Annotated in this window: 16 protein-coding genes; all 16 read left to right on the plus strand. The window is 37.0% G+C overall.

The genetic code is table 11. From position 1 onward, the window contains the following. Positions 1 to 36 precede the first annotated feature (36 nt). The 16 genes from ACN0NP_RS06875 (at position 37) to pepC (ending at position 17,809) form a co-directional block, all read left to right on the plus strand. Entirely contained in the window at positions 37 to 1,458 is a 1,422-nt protein-coding gene (locus ACN0NP_RS06875) for a 6-phospho-beta-glucosidase (RefSeq protein WP_423217011.1), read from the plus strand. Positions 1,459 to 1,565: 107 nt separating this feature from the next. Then, a complete protein-coding gene (proB, locus tag ACN0NP_RS06880; RefSeq protein ID WP_423217012.1) occupies positions 1,566 to 2,369 on the plus strand; it encodes a glutamate 5-kinase in 804 nt (267 codons plus the stop codon). A 15-nt stretch (positions 2,370 to 2,384) separates the two neighbouring features. After that, the gene (locus ACN0NP_RS06885; RefSeq protein ID WP_423217013.1) at positions 2,385 to 3,635 is read left to right on the plus strand and encodes a glutamate-5-semialdehyde dehydrogenase; all 1,251 of its coding nucleotides are present in this window, start codon (positions 2,385 to 2,387) and stop codon (positions 3,633 to 3,635) included. 110 nt (positions 3,636 to 3,745) lie between these two features. Beyond that, positions 3,746 to 4,696, plus strand: coding sequence for a 16S rRNA (cytosine(1402)-N(4))-methyltransferase RsmH (gene rsmH / locus ACN0NP_RS06890; RefSeq protein WP_024344632.1), 951 nt, complete (start codon positions 3,746 to 3,748; stop codon positions 4,694 to 4,696). Next, the gene (gene ftsL, locus ACN0NP_RS06895; RefSeq protein WP_021141760.1) at positions 4,696 to 5,019 is read left to right on the plus strand and encodes a cell division protein FtsL; all 324 of its coding nucleotides are present in this window, start codon (positions 4,696 to 4,698) and stop codon (positions 5,017 to 5,019) included. Before rsmH ends, ftsL begins: the two co-directional genes overlap by 1 nt. A 3-nt stretch (positions 5,020 to 5,022) precedes the next feature. Then, positions 5,023 to 7,287 carry a penicillin-binding protein PBP2X gene (gene pbp2X / locus ACN0NP_RS06900; protein ID WP_287968859.1) on the plus strand — a complete coding sequence of 755 codons (2,265 nt, stop codon included), beginning with the start codon at positions 5,023 to 5,025 and terminating at the stop codon, positions 7,285 to 7,287. Between the two features lie 6 nt (positions 7,288 to 7,293). Continuing rightward, the gene (mraY, locus tag ACN0NP_RS06905; protein ID WP_074451055.1) at positions 7,294 to 8,307 is read left to right on the plus strand and encodes a phospho-N-acetylmuramoyl-pentapeptide-transferase; all 1,014 of its coding nucleotides are present in this window, start codon (positions 7,294 to 7,296) and stop codon (positions 8,305 to 8,307) included. Between the two features lie 194 nt (positions 8,308 to 8,501). Further along, positions 8,502 to 9,845 carry a DEAD/DEAH box helicase gene (locus ACN0NP_RS06910; protein ID WP_423217014.1) on the plus strand — a complete coding sequence of 448 codons (1,344 nt, stop codon included), beginning with the start codon at positions 8,502 to 8,504 and terminating at the stop codon, positions 9,843 to 9,845. A gap of 167 nt (positions 9,846 to 10,012) precedes the next feature. Then, positions 10,013 to 10,837, plus strand: a complete 825-nt coding sequence (locus tag ACN0NP_RS06915; RefSeq protein ID WP_423217015.1) for a transporter substrate-binding domain-containing protein — start codon at positions 10,013 to 10,015, stop codon at positions 10,835 to 10,837. 31 nt (positions 10,838 to 10,868) lie between these two features. After that, a complete protein-coding gene (locus ACN0NP_RS06920) occupies positions 10,869 to 11,672 on the plus strand; it encodes an amino acid ABC transporter permease (RefSeq protein ID WP_074480853.1) in 804 nt (267 codons plus the stop codon). Then, entirely contained in the window at positions 11,672 to 12,415 is a 744-nt protein-coding gene (locus ACN0NP_RS06925; protein WP_021141767.1) for an amino acid ABC transporter ATP-binding protein, read from the plus strand. Before ACN0NP_RS06920 ends, ACN0NP_RS06925 begins: the two co-directional genes overlap by 1 nt. Before the next feature lie 82 nt (positions 12,416 to 12,497). Beyond that, positions 12,498 to 12,722, plus strand: a complete 225-nt coding sequence (locus ACN0NP_RS06930) for a DUF4059 family protein (protein ID WP_003067372.1) — start codon at positions 12,498 to 12,500, stop codon at positions 12,720 to 12,722. Between the two features lie 66 nt (positions 12,723 to 12,788). Next, entirely contained in the window at positions 12,789 to 13,703 is a 915-nt protein-coding gene (gene trxB, locus ACN0NP_RS06935; RefSeq protein WP_074480857.1) for a thioredoxin-disulfide reductase, read from the plus strand. Between the two features lie 227 nt (positions 13,704 to 13,930). Next, positions 13,931 to 15,391, plus strand: coding sequence for a nicotinate phosphoribosyltransferase (locus tag ACN0NP_RS06940; RefSeq protein WP_024344638.1), 1,461 nt, complete (start codon positions 13,931 to 13,933; stop codon positions 15,389 to 15,391). After that, a complete protein-coding gene (nadE, locus tag ACN0NP_RS06945) occupies positions 15,391 to 16,215 on the plus strand; it encodes an ammonia-dependent NAD(+) synthetase (protein ID WP_423217016.1) in 825 nt (274 codons plus the stop codon). The genes ACN0NP_RS06940 and nadE overlap by 1 nt, the downstream gene beginning before the upstream one ends. Positions 16,216 to 16,471: 256 nt before the next feature. After that, positions 16,472 to 17,809 (plus strand): aminopeptidase C, encoded by a 1,338-nt coding sequence (gene pepC / locus ACN0NP_RS06950; RefSeq protein WP_423217017.1) that lies wholly within the window; start codon positions 16,472 to 16,474, stop codon positions 17,807 to 17,809. Positions 17,810 to 17,846 lie beyond the last annotated feature (37 nt).

Below are 17,846 nucleotides of genomic sequence, written 5' to 3' on the forward strand. Positions count from 1 at the left end.
GTAATTTTAAAATATTATAACACGTGGAGGAAGAAAATGGTCTTATCAGAAAAATTTTTATGGGGTGGTGCGACAGCAGCTAATCAAGCAGAAGGTGCAGTTTTAGCGGACGGTCGAGGGTTATCAAATGTTGATTTATTACCAATTGGAAAAGATCGAGCCGCAATTTCTAGTGGTGAAATGGAACATTTAGAATGGGATGACAATCATTTTTATCCTGCAAAAGAAGGTATTGACATGTATCATCATTACAAAGACGATATTAAATTATTTGCGGAGCTTGGTTTTAAAGTTTATCGCATGTCAATTTCGTGGACTCGTATTTTTCCGAATGGAGATGATGAGACGCCAAATCAGGCAGGACTTGATTTCTACCGTGGTATTTTTGAGGAATTGAAAAAGTATGGCATTGAACCTCTTGTGACTTTGGCACATTTTGATGTACCAGTCAGTTTAATTAAACGCTATGGTGGTTGGCGTGACCGTCATTTGGTGGATGCTTATGTCCGTTATGCTAGAACTGTTATGACAGCTTATAAAGGTTTGGTCAACTATTGGTTGACATTCAATGAAATTAATATCTTGATTCATAGCCCTTTTGTAGGTGGTGGGCTGATTTTTAAAGAAGGAGATAATAAGAAACAACTCATGTATCAAGCAGCTCATCATCAATTAGTCGCTTCAAGTTTGGTGACAAAGATAGCACATGATATTGATTCGGAGAATCAGGTTGGGTGCATGTTGGCAGGTGGTATGCATTATCCTTATTCATGTCGTCCAGAAGATTACAAGGAAGCAATTGACAGTGATCGCAAAAATTATTTCTTTATTGATGTTCAAGCACGAGGATATTATCCAAATTACGCGAAAAAAATGTTTGAACGTGAAAAGATTGAGTTGGAAATATTAGATGGGGACCTTGAGTGTTTAAAAAATACTGTTGATTTTGTTTCTTTCTCTTATTATTCCTCTCGTACGGTCAGTGGATTTGAAGAAGATTATGAAACCACTACAGGAAACCTTTTCCGTTCAATAAAAAATCCTAATTTAGAATCAACAGAATGGGGCTGGCAAATTGATCCATTAGGTTTACGTAATGCTTTGAATCAGCTTTATGATCGTTATCAAAAGCCATTATTCATTGTTGAAAATGGTCTTGGTGCCAAGGATATTCCTGATGAAAATGGATATGTGGCAGATGATTACCGCATTGATTATATGCGCAAGCATATCTTAGCTTTGAAAGATGCTGTTGAAATTGATGGTGTTGACTTAATGGGCTATACCAGCTGGGGATGCATTGATTTGATTTCAGCAAGTACAGGTCAAATGAGCAAGCGTTATGGTTTTATCTATGTTGACAAAGATGACGAAGGTTATGGAACTTTGCGTCGTAGCAAGAAAAAATCATTTGACTGGTATAAAAAGGTCATCACTTCAAATGGAGAGAATCTTTAGCCAGCTTTAATCTTCTAAGAGAAAAATATCTAAAAAAACACATTTTCTTGACTAAAAGCTGATAAAAAACAGTTCCTCGGACTGTTTTTTTAGTGTATAATAAGCGTATGAAACGTAATTTTGAATCAGTAAAACGTATAGTTATAAAAATCGGGACAAGTTCGCTTGTCATGCCAAATGGCAAAATTAATCTTGAAAAAATCGATCAACTAGCTTTTGTCATCTCTAGTTTGATGAACAAGGGGTTAGAAGTAGTTTTGGTGTCATCAGGTGCCATGGGATTTGGTCTGAATGTCTTAAACATGGACAAACGTCCGACAGAAATTGCACGTCAACAAGCAGTTTCAAGTGTTGGTCAAGTTGCTATGATGAGTCTTTATTCACAAATCTTCTCACACTATCAGACAGAAGTTAGCCAGCTTTTGATTACACGTGATGTCATCGAATATCCTGAAAGCTTGACAAATTTCACGAACGCTTTTGAGACTCTTCTTTCAATGGGAATTGTGCCAATTGTTAATGAAAATGATGCTATCAGTGTTGATGAAATGGATCACACGACAAAATTTGGAGATAATGACCGCTTGTCAGCTATCGTTGCTAAAGTGACTAAAGCAGATTTGTTAATCATGTTGTCAGATATTGATGGTCTTTATGATAAAAATCCAAATGTCTATGATGATGCTAAACTTCGTGAACGTGTCAGCGAAATCACTGATGAAATCATCAAGTCAGCTGGTGGTGCTGGAAGTCGATTTGGTACAGGTGGCATGCTTAGCAAGATTAAGAGTGCTCAGATGGTTTTTGACAACAACAGTCAAATGATTTTGATGAATGGCGCTAACCCACGTGACATTTTACGTGCTTTAGAAGGTGCAAATATTGGAACGTGGTTTTCACAATCTAAATAATAAGGGAGGCTTGAGATGAGCTATATTGATGAACTAGGGAAAAATGCTAAAATTGCTAGTCAAAGTTTGGTAAAACTTGGAACAGCAGAAAAAAATGTAGTGCTAGGTCAAGTTGCGGAAGCGTTATTAGCAGAAACTGATTTTATCTTGCAAGAAAATGCGCGTGATGTAGAAAAAGCAAGAGAAAATGGCATTTCCCCCGTCATGGTTGACCGTTTGAAACTAGATGCTAAACGTATTGAAGGTATTGTTGAGGGAGTTCGTCAAGTAGCTGATTTACAAGACCCGATTGGTCAAGTAGTTCGTGGATACACTAATCTTGATGGCCTTAAAATTGTGCAAAAACGTGTGCCTCTTGGTGTGATTGCTATGATTTTTGAAAGCCGTCCAAATGTTTCAGTCGATGCTTTCAGCTTAGCTTTTAAAACAAGTAACGCCATTATTTTACGTGGTGGGCGCGATGCGATTCATTCAAATACTGCGCTTGTGACAGTTATTCGTAAGGCTCTTGCTAAAGCAGGTCTTAATGAAAATGTTGTTCAGCTTGTTGAGGATACAAGCCACGCGGTTGCTGAAGAATTGATGCAGGCTGTTGATTATGTCGATGTTCTTATCCCACGCGGAGGGGCTCGTCTTATTCAGACTGTCAAAGAAAAGTCAAAAGTTCCTGTAATTGAGACGGGGGTTGGAAATGTCCATATTTATGTGGATGATTCGGCTGACCTAGATATGGCAACAAAAATTGTCATTAATGCCAAAACACAACGTCCAAGTGTTTGTAATGCAGCAGAAAGTTTGCTCGTTCATCAGTCAGTAGCCGAAGATTTCTTGCCAAAATTAGAAGAAGCTATTAACGTAGTTCATCCAGTTGAATTTCGAGCTGATGACAAAGCGTTAACTATTTTCAAAAATGCAGTAGCTGCAACAGCTGAAGATTATGCTACAGAATTTTTAGACTATGTCATGTCTGTTAAAGTTGTTGATTCTCTTGATGACGCTATTAATTGGGTCAACAAATACACAACACATCACTCAGAAGCTATTATTACAAAAGATCTCGAACATGCTGAACGTTTCCAAGATGAGGTGGATGCAGCAGCGGTATATGTTAATGCTTCAACACGCTTTACCGATGGCTTTGTCTTTGGTTTAGGTGCAGAAATTGGTATTTCTACTCAGAAAATGCATGCGCGTGGACCAATGGGATTAGAGGCGTTGACAAGTACGAAATTTTACATTAACGGTAAAGGACAAATCAGAGAGTAATATCTTCTAAATACACCGAAAATCAAGTGCCATGCTAAGTGGGGCTTGGTTTTTCTTTTTATTCCCATCTTTTAAGGTAGAATCTTTCTATTTATGTTATAATGAAAGGTATGACAAAAGACTTTCATCATATAACAGTACTTCTACATGAGACCGTTGATATGCTTGATATTAAGCCAGATGGAATCTATGTAGATGCAACGCTTGGGGGAGCTGGACATAGTGAGTATCTCCTTTCTAAGCTTGGGCCGAATGGTCACCTTTACGCTTTTGACCAAGACCAAACGGCTATTGATAATGCGCAAATTAGATTAAAAGATTATATTGAAAAAGGACAAGTCACTTTTATCAAGGACAATTTCCGTAATCTTGCTTCAAATTTAGCTATGCATGGAGTGACTGAGATTGACGGTATTTTATATGACCTTGGGGTGTCTAGTCCGCAGTTAGATGAGCGCGAACGTGGATTTTCATATAAGAAAGACGCGCCGCTCGATATGCGTATGAATCGTGAGCAAGATTTGACAGCTTACGACGTGGTAAATACATACGACTACCATGATTTAGTGCGCATTTTTTACAAATACGGTGAGGACAAGTTTTCTAAGCAAATTGCTCGCAAAATTGAGCAGGCTAGACAAGTTAAACCGATTGAAACAACAACTGAATTAGCAGAAATTATTAAATCAGCTAAGCCTGCTAAAGAGCTTAAGAAGAAAGGTCATCCAGCTAAGCAGATTTTCCAAGCTATTCGAATCGAAGTTAATGACGAGCTTGGGGCAGCTGATGAGTCTATCCAACAAGCTATTGATTTGTTAGCAGTGGATGGTCGCATTTCTGTGATTACCTTCCATTCTCTTGAGGATCGTTTGACAAAACAATTGTTCAAAGAAGCGTCAACAGTTGAGGTTCCAAAAGGTTTGCCATTTATTCCAGATGACATGCAACCAAAACTTGCTTTAGTCAATCGCAAACCAATTTTGCCTAGTCAAGAAGAATTAGAAGCCAACAATCGTTCACATTCTGCCAAGTTACGTGTGGCTAGAAAGGTTCGTAAGTAATGACTGAAAAACACCGTAATGAAGCCATTGCTAATGCTTTAAAACGTCGTATTCGAAAATTTTCGCGCGTTGAAAAAGCTTTTTATGGCTCAATTATCATAACGGCTATTACCATGGCTGTTAGTATTATTTATCTGCAAAGTCGAAATCTTCAAGTACAGCAGCAAATTACCGACTTAAATAGTCAAATCACTGAGGTGCAGACAGATTATGACAATGCTAAACAAGAGGTCAATGAGCTTTCAAGCCGTGACCGTGTTGAGCAAATCGCACAGAATGCAGGCTTAACAAGTCAGCAAGATAATATTAAACAGGTGGAGTAGTCTATGAAAAAATTAATGAATCGTTTTTTAGACTATGTAGTGAAGGACAGACGCACACCCGATAAGAATCGCGAGCGTGTTGGTCAGAATCTTATGATTCTGGCAGTCTTCCTTTTCTTTGTGTTTATTATCAATTTTGCCATTATTGTTGGGACAGATACAAAATTTGGTCATAATTTATCAAGTGAAGCGTCAGATGTTTATCAGCAAACTGTGACTGTACAAGCAAAGCGTGGAACAATTTATGACCGAAATGGAGTCGCTCTTGCTGAAGATTCTACAACATATAGTGTTTATGCGATTATTTCAAAATCATATGTTTCTTCAACAGGCGAAAAATTGTATGTCAAAAAATCTCAATACGATAAAGTTGCTGAGATTTTAAATGCTCAAATTGGCATTGATAAGGACGAAGTCTTAAAACAATTAAATCAAAGTGGGCTTTTCCAAGTTTCTTTCGGGACTGCTGGTTCAGGACTTTCATATAGTACAAAATCTTCTATCGAATCAGCTATGAAAGAAGCAGGAATCAAGGGAATTGGTTTTGAATCAACACCAGGACGTATGTATCCAAATGGTGTCTTTGCTTCTCAATTCTTAGGACTTGCTCAATTAAAAGAAAATAAAGATGGTAAAACATCAAGTCTTGTAGGTACTTCAGGACTTGAAGCATCACTAGATGATGTCCTTTCAGGGACTGACGGAAAAGTGACTTACCAAAAAGACAAAAATGGTAATTTGCTTCTTGGTACTGAAACTACTGTTAAAAGAGCTGTTGACGGAAAAGATGTTTATACAACACTTTCCGAACCATTGCAATCTTACCTTGAGTCACAGATGGATATTTTTGAAAATGAAGCTCAAGGAAAATATGCTAGCGCGACAGTTGTTAATGCTAAGACTGGTGAGATTTTAGCGACAACACAACGTCCGACTTATAACGCTCAGACATTAGATGGGTATAACGAAGATAATCTAAATACTTGGAATACTCTTCTTTACCAAAGTTACTATGAACCAGGGTCAACAATGAAAGTAATGACTCTTGCTTCAGCTATTGATGATGATGTCTTCACACCAAATGAAGTGATTTCAACCATTAATGGTATTACAGTTGCTGATACAACCATCAATGACTGGAACGTCAATGAAGGTAATACTTCTGTGCAGTATTTGACTTACGCACAAGGTTTTGCTTGGTCAAGTAACGTTGCCATGACAAGTCTTGAACAAAAAATGGGTAACGATAAATGGTTAAACTATTTGTCTAAGTTTAAATTTGGTTACCCAACACGTTTTGGTATGGTTAATGAAGGTAGCGGTTTGTTGCCATCAGACAACGAAGTTACTATTGCCATGAGTTCATTTGGACAAGGTATTGGTGTGACACAGGTTCAAATGCTGCGCGCCTTTACAGCTATTTCTAATAAAGGGGTTATGCTTGAGCCGCAATTTATCAGCCAAATCTATGATCCAAATAACAATACAGCTCGTAAAGCTTCAGCAGAAATTGCTGGTAATCCTGTCTCAGAAGATGCTGCTGATCAAACCCTTGATTATATGGTAACGGTTGGTACAGATTCACAATATGGTACTTTGTATGATAGCACTGAAGGAGCACCAGTTATCCAAGTTGGTGGTTACTCAGTTGCCGTAAAATCTGGTACTGCCCAAATCGCTGCGTCTGCTGAAGAAGGTGGCGGATACTTGACAGGTGATAACGACTACATCAACTCAGTAGTTGCCATGGTGCCGTCAGATGATCCTGACTTTATCATGTATGTCACTCTTCAACAACCAACAACAACTTTCAAACGTTCTTTCTGGAAAGATGTTGTCAATCCAGTTCTTGAACGTGCTATGATGATTAAAGATACTTTGACAAGTACAGCTGTCACAGGTACTGATACTGAGACAAAATATCAATTGAAAGATTATATCGGAAAAGCACCTGGTGATACAGCTCAAGAGCTTCGTAATAATCTTGTTCAACCTGTAGTTGTCGGTTCAGGTAATAAAATTAAGAAAATGTCTAAAAAAGTTGGAAGCAATCTTGCTCAAAACGAACAAGTCCTTCTTTGGACAGGCAATCTAAAAACAATGCCTGATATGTATGGCTGGACAAAAGCAAATGTTAAACAATTTGCGAAATGGACTGGAATTAAAGTGACTTTCAAAGGTTCAGGAAGTAAAGTCATCAAGCAAAGTGTCGATTCTGAAAAAGATATTGACCATGTTAAAAAAATTAAAATTACTCTAGGAGACTAAACTAAAATGTTTTTAAGTTTAATTGCAGGTATTGTCGCCTTTGTTTTGACAGTATTTGCTATGCCGCATTTTATTCGTATCTATCAATTGAAAAAAATTGGTGGACAACAAATGCACGAGGATGTCAAACAGCATTTAGCTAAAGCTGGTACACCAACAATGGGAGGAACGGTTTTCTTAACAGTTGCTCTTCTTGTTAGCCTGTTTTGCAGTTTCTTTATTGAACGACAAGCAGGGACTTCAATGAGTGCTACAGTAGGAATTCTGTTAGTTGTTTTGATTTATGGAATCATCGGATTTCTTGATGATTTCTTGAAAATCTTTAAACAAGTTAATGAAGGTTTGACACCTTGGCAAAAAATGAGCCTACAAATCATTGCTGGTTTGATTTTCTACTTTGTTCATGTTCGTCCAAGTGGGACAGATGATTTGAATGTTTTTGGTTTCGATATTCACCTTGGTGTGTTTTATGTTCTCTTTGTTCTATTTTGGATTGTTGGTTTTTCAAATGCTGTTAACTTAACAGATGGTATTGATGGATTAGCTTCAATTTCAGTAGCAATTAGCTTGGCTGCTTACGGTGTGATTGCGATTGTCCAAAAACAATTTGATGTTCTTTTGATTATCGTTACTATGATTGGTGCTTTGTTTGGTTTCTTTATTTTTAACCACAAGCCAGCCAAAGTTTTCATGGGTGACGTGGGAAGTTTGTCACTAGGTGCTATGCTTGCAACAATCTCAATCGCCCTACGCCAAGAATGGACACTTCTTATTATTGGTTTTGTTTACGTTTTTGAAACAGCTTCAGTAATGCTTCAAGTGTCATACTTTAAATATACGAAGAAAAAATATGGTGAAGGTCGTCGTATTTTCCGTATGACGCCATTCCACCACCATTTAGAGCTTGGCGGTTTGTCAGGAAAATCAGAAAAATGGTCTGAATGGAAAGTTGATGCTTTCTTGTGGACTGTTGGAATTGTCGTAAGTGTTATCACTTTGATGATTTTATATGTCTTTTAAAATAATGAGAGTTGGAAAAATCCAGCTCTCTTTTTTATTTAAAGCGCATAGTGCTTTGCTTTAATTGCCCTTTTAATGATATAATAAGAAAGAATGAAAAAATTCGGCTAGTCAATTTAGACTAGAATGAAACGATAAGTTAATGAAGAGAATTTTCAAGTTATACTTGATGAGATAAGAAATTGAGGTAAAACATGTCTTTTAATGATTTTAATTTTAAGCCCTACATCCGTGAGGCACTCGCAGAGCTTAAATTCAAAAATCCGACAGAAGTACAACAAAAATTAATTCCTGTTGTGCGTTCAGGTCGTGATTTGGTTGGTGAATCAAAAACAGGTTCAGGGAAAACACACACTTTCTTGCTTCCTATTTTTGAAAAATTAGATGAGAATAGCAACAACGTTCAGGTTGTTATTACAGCGCCAAGCCGTGAATTGGCAACACAAATTTATCAAGCAACAAAACAAATTGCTGAAAAATCTGAAACAGAAATTCGTGTAGCAAATTATGTCGGTGGTACTGATAAACTTCGTCAAATTGAAAAACTAAAATCAGCTCAACCACACATCGTCATTGGTACACCTGGTCGTATCTACGATTTGGTAAAATCAGGCGACCTTGAAATCTACAAAGCTCATACTTTTGTCGTTGATGAAGCTGATATGACTCTTGATATGGGATTCCTTGATACGGTTGATAAAATCGCTGGTACTTTGCCAAAAGATGTCCAAATTTTGGTCTTCTCAGCAACTATTCCACAAAAACTTCAACCATTCTTGAAAAAATATTTGACAAATCCAGTCATGGAAAAAATCAAGACAACGACAGTTATCGCTGATACAATTGACAACTGGTTGGTATCAACTAAAGGTCGCGATAAAAATGCTCAAATCTTGGAAATCACTAAGGCTATTAATCCATACCTTGCTATGATTTTTGTTAACACTAAAGAGCGTGCTGATGAATTGCATAGCTACCTTGCTTCAAATGGTTTGAAAGTAGCTAAAATCCACGGTGGCATTCCACCACGCGAACGTAAACGTACAATGAACCAAATCAAAAAATTGTCTTACGAATACATCGTTGCAACTGATTTGGCAGCGCGTGGGATTGATATTGAAGGGGTAAGTCATGTTATTAACGATGCTATCCCACAAGATTTGTCATTCTTTGTTCACCGTGTTGGACGTACGGGTCGTAATGGATTAAACGGTATTGCCATCACACTTTACCAACCAAGTGATGATTCAGATATTCGTGAACTTGAAAAATTAGGCATTAAATTTGTACCGAAAATGCTTAAAAATGGTGAGTTCAAAGATACCTATGACCGTGATCGTCGTGCTAATCGTGAAAAATCATATCAAAAACTTGATACAGAAATGATTGGTTTGGTTAAGAAGAAAAAGAAAAAAATCAAACCAGGATACAAGAAAAAAATTCAATGGAAAGTTGAAGAAAAACGCAAACGTGAACGCCGTGCAGCTAACCGTGCTAAAGGACGTGCTGAACGTAAAGCAAGAAAACAAACTTTCTAAAAAAATCCAAAAGCTTGAGACATTGTCTCAAGTTTTTTTTTCATGTCAAGAATCCTGCTTATCACTTTGATAGTTTTTACCTATCAGCTCAATAAAAAATATGTATTAGGCAAGTTACATGAAGTTTGATAGACTGAGAAGTAATTATTAGAAAAGAGGATGATGTGATGAAATTGAAGAGATTATTGACAACTGTAGTTTTTGCCTCAGTAGCTTTTATCTTGACTGCTTGCTCAAATCAATCACAATCTGATGGAAAAGCAGTGGTGAAAGTAGCGACAGACTCTGATACAGCACCGTTTACATTTAAGGAAAATGATAATTTTAAAGGATATGACATTGATGTTATCAATGCAATTTTTAAAGACTCAAAAGAATATAAAGTAGAATTTGTGACAACAGCTTTTGACTCTATTTTGACTGGGGTTGATGCTGATCGTTATCAAATTGCAGCAAATGATTTTAACTACAATGAAGAGCGTGCTAAAAAGTACCTTTTTTCAGACCCAATTTCACATTCCAATTACGCCATTACAAGTGCTGAGGGAACAAGCTATGATAGCCTAGATGATCTATCTGGTAAAAAGACAGAAGTGATTTCTGGTTCAAACTACGCTCAAGTTTTGGAAAATTGGAATAAAGAAAATCCTGACAAAGAACCAATCAACATTAAATACGCGGCAAGCTCAACTGGATTGACAACTCGTATTCAACACATTGAAAATGGAACGATTGATTTTATTCTTTATGATGCCATTTCATCAAATTACCTTATTGAGGACCAAGGATTTAATTTGACAGTTACAAACGTCAAAGATTCAATTGGTGGAAAAAATGATGGTTTAGAATACCTCTTATTTGCCAACACAGATGAAGGCAAAGACTTGCAAAAATTTGTCAATAAACGTATCAAAGAATTGAAAGCTGATGGTACTTTAACAGAATTGAGCCAAACTTATTTTGGTGGTGACTTTGTTTCAGGTATTGAGTGATAGAGTTTTTTGAATTAAAAAAGGAGCTTACATGTCTTTAAATACACTTGCGACTGGCTTATCTTGGTATGATAAGTTAGTTGAAAAAATTCCCGAAGGTCAGCTGTTTAGTTGGCGAGCGGTATTTGATGCTATACCTGATTTGATTGAACACTTGCCAACAACACTTGGCTTGACTATAGCAGGAGCTTTGTTTGGATTATTACTAGCTTTGTTATTTGCTATCGTGAAAATCAATCGAACAAAGATTTTGTATCCTATTCAAGCTGTCTTTGTCAGTTTTTTACGTGGGACTCCAATCTTAGTTCAACTCATGCTGACTTATTATGGAATTCCGCTTTTCTTGAAATTCCTCAAATTGAAGTATGGATTTGATTGGAATATCAATGCCATTCCAGCATCAGTATTTGCAGTGACAGCATTTGCTTTTAATGAAGCAGCTTATACGAGTGAGACTATTCGAGCAGCAATTCAAGCTGTGAACGTTGGAGAAATCGAAGCCGCTAAAAGCTTGGGTATGACTTCATTTCAGGTTTATCGACGTGTCATCATTCCAAATGCAGCAGTGATAGCTACTCCGACACTGATCAATAGTTTGATTGGTTTGACTAAAGGAACATCTCTAGCATTTAACGCAGGGATTGTTGAAATGTTTGCGCAGGCGCAGATTTTAGGTGGTTCAGACTATCGCTATTTTGAGCGTTACATCTCTGTAGCAATCGTTTATTGGGTGATTAGCATTATCATTGAACAAATTGGACGTTTGATTGAAAAGAAAATGTCAATTGATACACCAGAGGTAAACCAAGATATTGTAACGGGAGATATTCGCTAATGATTAAAATTACAAATTTAACAAAAGCATTTTCAGGTCAGAAAGTTTTGGATGGCTTAAATGTTGACATTCAAAAAGGTGAAGTTCTTGCTCTGGTCGGTGCTTCAGGAGCTGGAAAATCAACATTTCTGCGCAGCTTGAATTACTTGGAGAAAGCTGATTACGGTAGCATCTCGATTGATGATTTTAAGGTTGATTTTCAGACTATTTCCAAAGAAGATGTTTTGGCACTTCGTCGAAAATTAGCCATGGTTTTTCAGCAGTTTAATCTCTTTGAGCGTCGAACTGCCCTTGAAAATGTCAAAGAAGGGTTAAAAGTAGTTAAGAAGATTTCTGATGCTGAAGCCACTAAGATTGCTAAAGAAGAATTAGCAAAAGTTGGTTTGTCTGACCGCGAAAATCATTACCCAAAACATTTATCTGGGGGTCAAAAGCAGCGTGTGGCACTAGCGCGTGCACTTGCTATGAAACCTGATGTTCTCTTGCTTGATGAACCAACGTCAGCACTTGACCCTGAATTGGTTGGAGAAGTTGAAAAATCAATTGCTGATGCAGCTAAAGCAGGTCAAACGATGATTCTAGTCAGCCATGACATGAATTTTGTTTATCAAGTTGCTGATAAAGTTCTCTTTTTAGATAAAGGACAAATTCTTGAAGCGGGTAGTCCAGAGGAAGTTTTTAAACATCCTAAAGAAGCAAGAACTAAAGAATTCTTTGCGAATTATTCAAAAACGTATATTTAAGCACACAGATTTGATATAATATAAGCTGAAAGTTTTTTCAGCTTTTTTAGAGTAAAAAATAATGCTTATTACAGGGTGAGATATGTTTTTAGAAATTTTTGGTCTCTACATTCAGGGATTACTGTTATCAATCATCAGTGTTGTTTTAGCTGGTGTGATTTGGAATTTTTGGCGTGCTAATCGTAAATATGATAAAACAGCTAAAGAACGCCAAGCTTTTTTGTATGACATTTTGATGATATCTATTATGGTAATTCCAGTTCTTTCATTTGCTTTTATGGCTATTTTACTGATGTTCAAAGCATAATAATTGCGTTTTTGAGACTAGATTGATAGAATGGAAAAATAATCAATAAGACGAGGTAAAAGATACATGTACGATACATTAATTATTGGATCTGGTCCTGCTGGAATGACTGCAGGGCTTTATGCCGCGCGTGCCAATTTGAAAGTTGGTATTATCGAACAAGGTGCTCCTGGTGGGCAAATGAATAACACTTCAGAAATTGAAAACTACCCAGGATATGATCATATTTCTGGTCCTGAGTTATCAATGAAAATGCACGCACCACTTGAAAAATTTGGTGTTGAAAATATCTACGGTATCGTAAAAAGTATTGAGGATGCTGGCAAAATCAAACGTGTCATTACTGAGGATGCTACTTATGAAGCTAAGACAATTATTTTGGCTACTGGAGCTAAGAATCGTGCCCTCGGTGTAGCTGGTGAAGAAGAATTTACAAGCCGTGGTGTTTCATACTGTGCGGTCTGTGATGGTGCTTTCTTCCGCAATCAAGATCTGCTAGTTGTTGGTGGTGGTGACTCAGCGGTCGAAGAAGCTGGTTATTTGACACAATTTGCAAAATCAGTAACAATTATTCACCGTCGTGACGAATTGCGCGCACAAAAAATCTTGCAAGAACGTGCTTTTGCTAACGAAAAAATCAAATTTATCTGGGATTCAGTGGTCAAAGAAATCAAAGGAAATGACATCAAAGTTTCTGGTGTGACTGTTGAAAATGTTAAAACTGGTGAAATCAGTGAACATGAATTTGGTGGCATTTTCATCTACGTTGGAGTTGATCCAGTTTCTAAAATGGTTGAAAATCTAGGAATCACTGATGAAGCAGGCTGGGTCATTACTGATGACCATATGAAAACATCTATTCCTGGAATCTTTGCCGTTGGAGATGTTCGTAAGAAAGAACTTCGTCAAATTACAACAGCTGTAGGCGATGGTGCCATTGCTGGACAAGGTGTTTACCAATATATTGAAAATATGAAATAAGATAAGGTCCTGATACCATATCAGGACTTTTTATGTTTGGAAATTTTTCTGAAAAAGAGTAACTTTTTTCAAATCTTTGCGCAAAAACTCACAAAGTTTTAGCAAGCCTTGTCTTTTTGTGCTATAATATGGGGGATAATTAATCTTTTGACAGATACTAGCAAGGGGTGTTAAGCCTAAATGATAAGACTAGTGTTGAGTCAATATTTTTAAAAAGGGGATACCACATGTATCAAGATGATAGTTTAACTCTCCACACAGATTTGTATCAAATTAACATGATGCAAGTTTATTTTGATAAAGGCATTCATAATAAAAATGCCGTATTTGAAGTCTATTTCCGTAAAGAACCATTTGAAAATGGTTATGCCGTCTTTGCTGGTTTGCAACGTATGGTTGAATACCTAAAAGACCTTCGTTTTACTGAAACAGATATTGCTTACTTGGAAGAATTAGGTTATCCAGCTGATTTTATTGCTTATTTGAAAGATTTCAAATTGGAATTGAGCATTCGTTCTGCTCAAGAAGGTGACTTGGTTTTTGCTAATGAACCAATCGTTCAAGTTGAAGGACCACTTGCTCAATGTCAATTGGTTGAAACAGCTTTGCTTAACATCGTAAACTTCCAAACATTGATTGCTACGAAGGCAGCTCGTATTCGCTCAGTTATTGATGATGAACCGTTGCTTGAATTTGGTAGTCGTCGTGCCCAAGAAATGGATGCAGCGATTTGGGGTACACGTGCAGCAGTTATTGGTGGTGCTAATGCTACTTCAAATGTTCGCGCAGGTAAAATGTTTGACATTCCAGTATCAGGAACACACGCCCACGCTCTTGTTCAAGCTTATGGTGACGACTATGATGCATTTATGGCTTATGCAGGAACTCATAAAGACTGTGTCTTCTTGGTTGATACTTACGACACACTTCGCTTAGGTGTACCTGCAGCCATTCGTGTTGCCAATGAACTTGGCGACAAGATTAACTTCCTAGGTGTTCGTATTGACTCAGGTGACATGGCTTACTTGTCTAAAAAAATCCGTGAACAATTGGATGCTGCTGGTTACCCAGATGCTAAAATTTATGCTTCAAACGATTTGGATGAAAATACTATCCTAAATCTTAAAATGCAAAAAGCTAAAATCGATGTTTGGGGTGTTGGTACAAAACTAATCACAGCTTACGATCAACCAGCTCTTGGTGCAGTTTACAAAATCGTCTCAATCGAAGACGAAAATGGTGTCATGCAAGATACTATCAAATTGTCAAATAACGCTGAAAAAGTATCTACACCAGGTAAAAAACAAGTTTGGCGTATTACTAGTCGTGAACGCAACAAAACTGAAGGTGACTACATCACTTTCACAGATACTGATGTTAACGAACTTGATGAAGTTTATATGTTCCACCCAACATACACTTACATCAATAAAACAGTGAAAGATTTTGAAGCTGTTCCTCTTCTTGTTGATATCTTTGATAAAGGTGAATTGGTTTATAACTTGCCAACACTTGCTGAAATTCAAGATTATGCTCGCAAAGAGTACGACAAACTTTGGGATGAGTACAAACGTCTTCTTAACCCACAAGATTATCCAGTTGATTTGTCACAAGAAGTTTGGCAAAACAAAATGGATCTTATCGACCGCATTCGTAAAGAAGCACAGCAAAAAGGAGAAGTTAAGTAATGACTTTACAAGAAAAAATTATTGCAGAATTGGGTGTTAAACCAAGTATTGAACCTAAAGAAGAAATTCGTGTATCTGTTGATTTCTTAAAAGATTACATGAAAAAACATTCTTTCCTTAAAAGTTATGTTCTTGGTATTTCAGGTGGACAAGATTCAAGCTTAGCAGGTCGTTTGGCACAAATCGCTGTAGAAGAATTGCGTGCTGAAACAGGAGACGATAGCTACAAATTTATCGCTGTACGCTTGCCATATGGTGTTCAAGCAGATGAAGACGATGCACAACGTGCTCTTCAATTTATCAAACCAGACGTTAGTATTGCTGTTAACATCAAAGAAGCTGTTGACGGACAAGTTCACGAACTTGAAAAAGCTGGTATTACTGTTTCTGATTTTAACAAAGGAAACATCAAAGCTCGTCAACGTATGATTACTCAATACGCTGTAGCAGGTGCAAATAGCGGTGCTGTTATCGGTACTGACCACGCTGCAGAAAACATCACTGGATTCTTTACAAAATTTGGTGATGGTGGTGCTGACGTCGTTCCACTTTACCGCTTGAACAAACGTCAAGGAAAACAATTGCTTGCTGAACTTGGTGCTGACCCAGCTATTTATGAAAAAATTCCTACAGCTGACTTGGAAGAAAATCGTCCAGGTATCGCAGATGAAGTGGCACTTGGTGTGACTTACAACGATATTGATGATTATCTTGAAGGAAAAACTGTTTCACCAGAAGCACAAGCAAAAATTGAAAATTGGTGGAATAAAACAGAACACAAACGTCATTTACCAATTACTGTATTTGATGATTTCTGGAAATAATATTTAAAAAGAGACCCGTTAGGGTCTTTTTTTAAAGCCCAAAATTATTGTCATCAAGTGTCAGGTGATGTTAACTGATATTACTGAAAAATGTCAAAAGAGTTTACGCACTTTTTGAAAATTTCAAAAAGTATTAAAAATTCTGATAAAACCTCTTGCAATCTCTTTTATAAGCGCTATAATGGATATTAGTTAAGTAGGCTTAAGTCAGAAAAAATAACATAAATGTGAAGCCTACGGATATTTAGGAGGAAATATGTCAGAATTATCATCAACATTTACTGATAAGCTATTTGCTGATTATGAAGCTAATAGCAAATTACGTGCTGTTGAAAATGCTGTAACTCACAATGGTTTGTTAAAATCACTTGAAACTCGTCAAAGTGAAATGGAAAATGACCATGCTTTTTCAATTGATTTAACAAAAGATAAAGTTGCTAACCAAAAAGCATCAGGTCGTTGCTGGATGTTCGCAGCCCTTAACACTTTCCGTCATAAAATGATTTCAGACCTTAACTTGGAAAATTTTGAGCTTTCTCAAGCACACACATTTTTCTGGGATAAATACGAAAAATCAAACTGGTTCTTAGAACAAGTGATTGCGACTGCTGACCAAGAACTTGGTAGCCGTAAAGTGAAATTCTTACTTGATGTTCCACAACAAGACGGTGGTCAATGGGATATGGTTGTTGCACTTTTTGAAAAATACGGTGTTGTACCAAAAGCAGCATACCCAGAATCAATTTCATCAAGCAATAGCCGTGAATTGAATCAATACCTTAACAAACTATTGCGTCAAGATGCTCAAATTTTGCGTGAAGTTATTGCAGCAGGTGCAGATGAAAAAGCTGTTCAAGCTAAAAAAGAAGAACTTCTTCAAGAAGTCTTCAATTTCTTAGCTATCAATTTAGGTTTGCCACCACGTACTTTTGATTTTGCTTACCGTGATAAAGATAACAATTTCCACTCAGATAAAAATATCACACCACAAGAATTCTTCAAAAAATATGTTGGTCTAGAACTTTCAGAATATGTTTCAGTTATCAATGCACCAACAGCTGACAAACCTTTTGGTAAATCATACACAGTTGAAATGCTTGGTAACGTTGTTGGTAGCCGTGACGTTCGCTACATCAACCTTGATATGGAACGTTTCAAAGAATTGGCTATCGCTCAAATGCAAGCTGGTGAAACAGTTTGGTTTGGTTCTGATGTTGGTCAAATTTCGGACCGTCAAAAAGGTATCATGGCAACAAATGTTTATGATTTTGATACTGCAATGGATATCAATTTCACACAAGACAAAGCTGGACGTCTTGATTACAGCGAAAGCTTGATGACACACGCTATGGTTCTTACAGGTGTTGACTTGGATGAAAACGGCAAATCTCTTAAATGGAAAGTCGAAAATTCATGGGGAGATAAAGTTGGTAATAAAGGTTACTTTGTTGCTTCTGATGCTTGGATGGATGAATTCACATACCAAATCGTGGTACGTAAAGAATTCTTGACAGCAGAAGAACGTGCAGCTTATGAAGCTGAACCAATTGTTCTTGCACCATGGGATCCAATGGGAGCACTTGCAAGTAAATAAAACAAAAAGTATCAGTAGTTTTAGCTATTGATACTTT

Origin of the sequence: Streptococcus equinus (genome assembly GCF_049393805.1) — a bacterium.
GTDB lineage: Bacteria > Bacillota > Bacilli > Lactobacillales > Streptococcaceae > Streptococcus > Streptococcus equinus.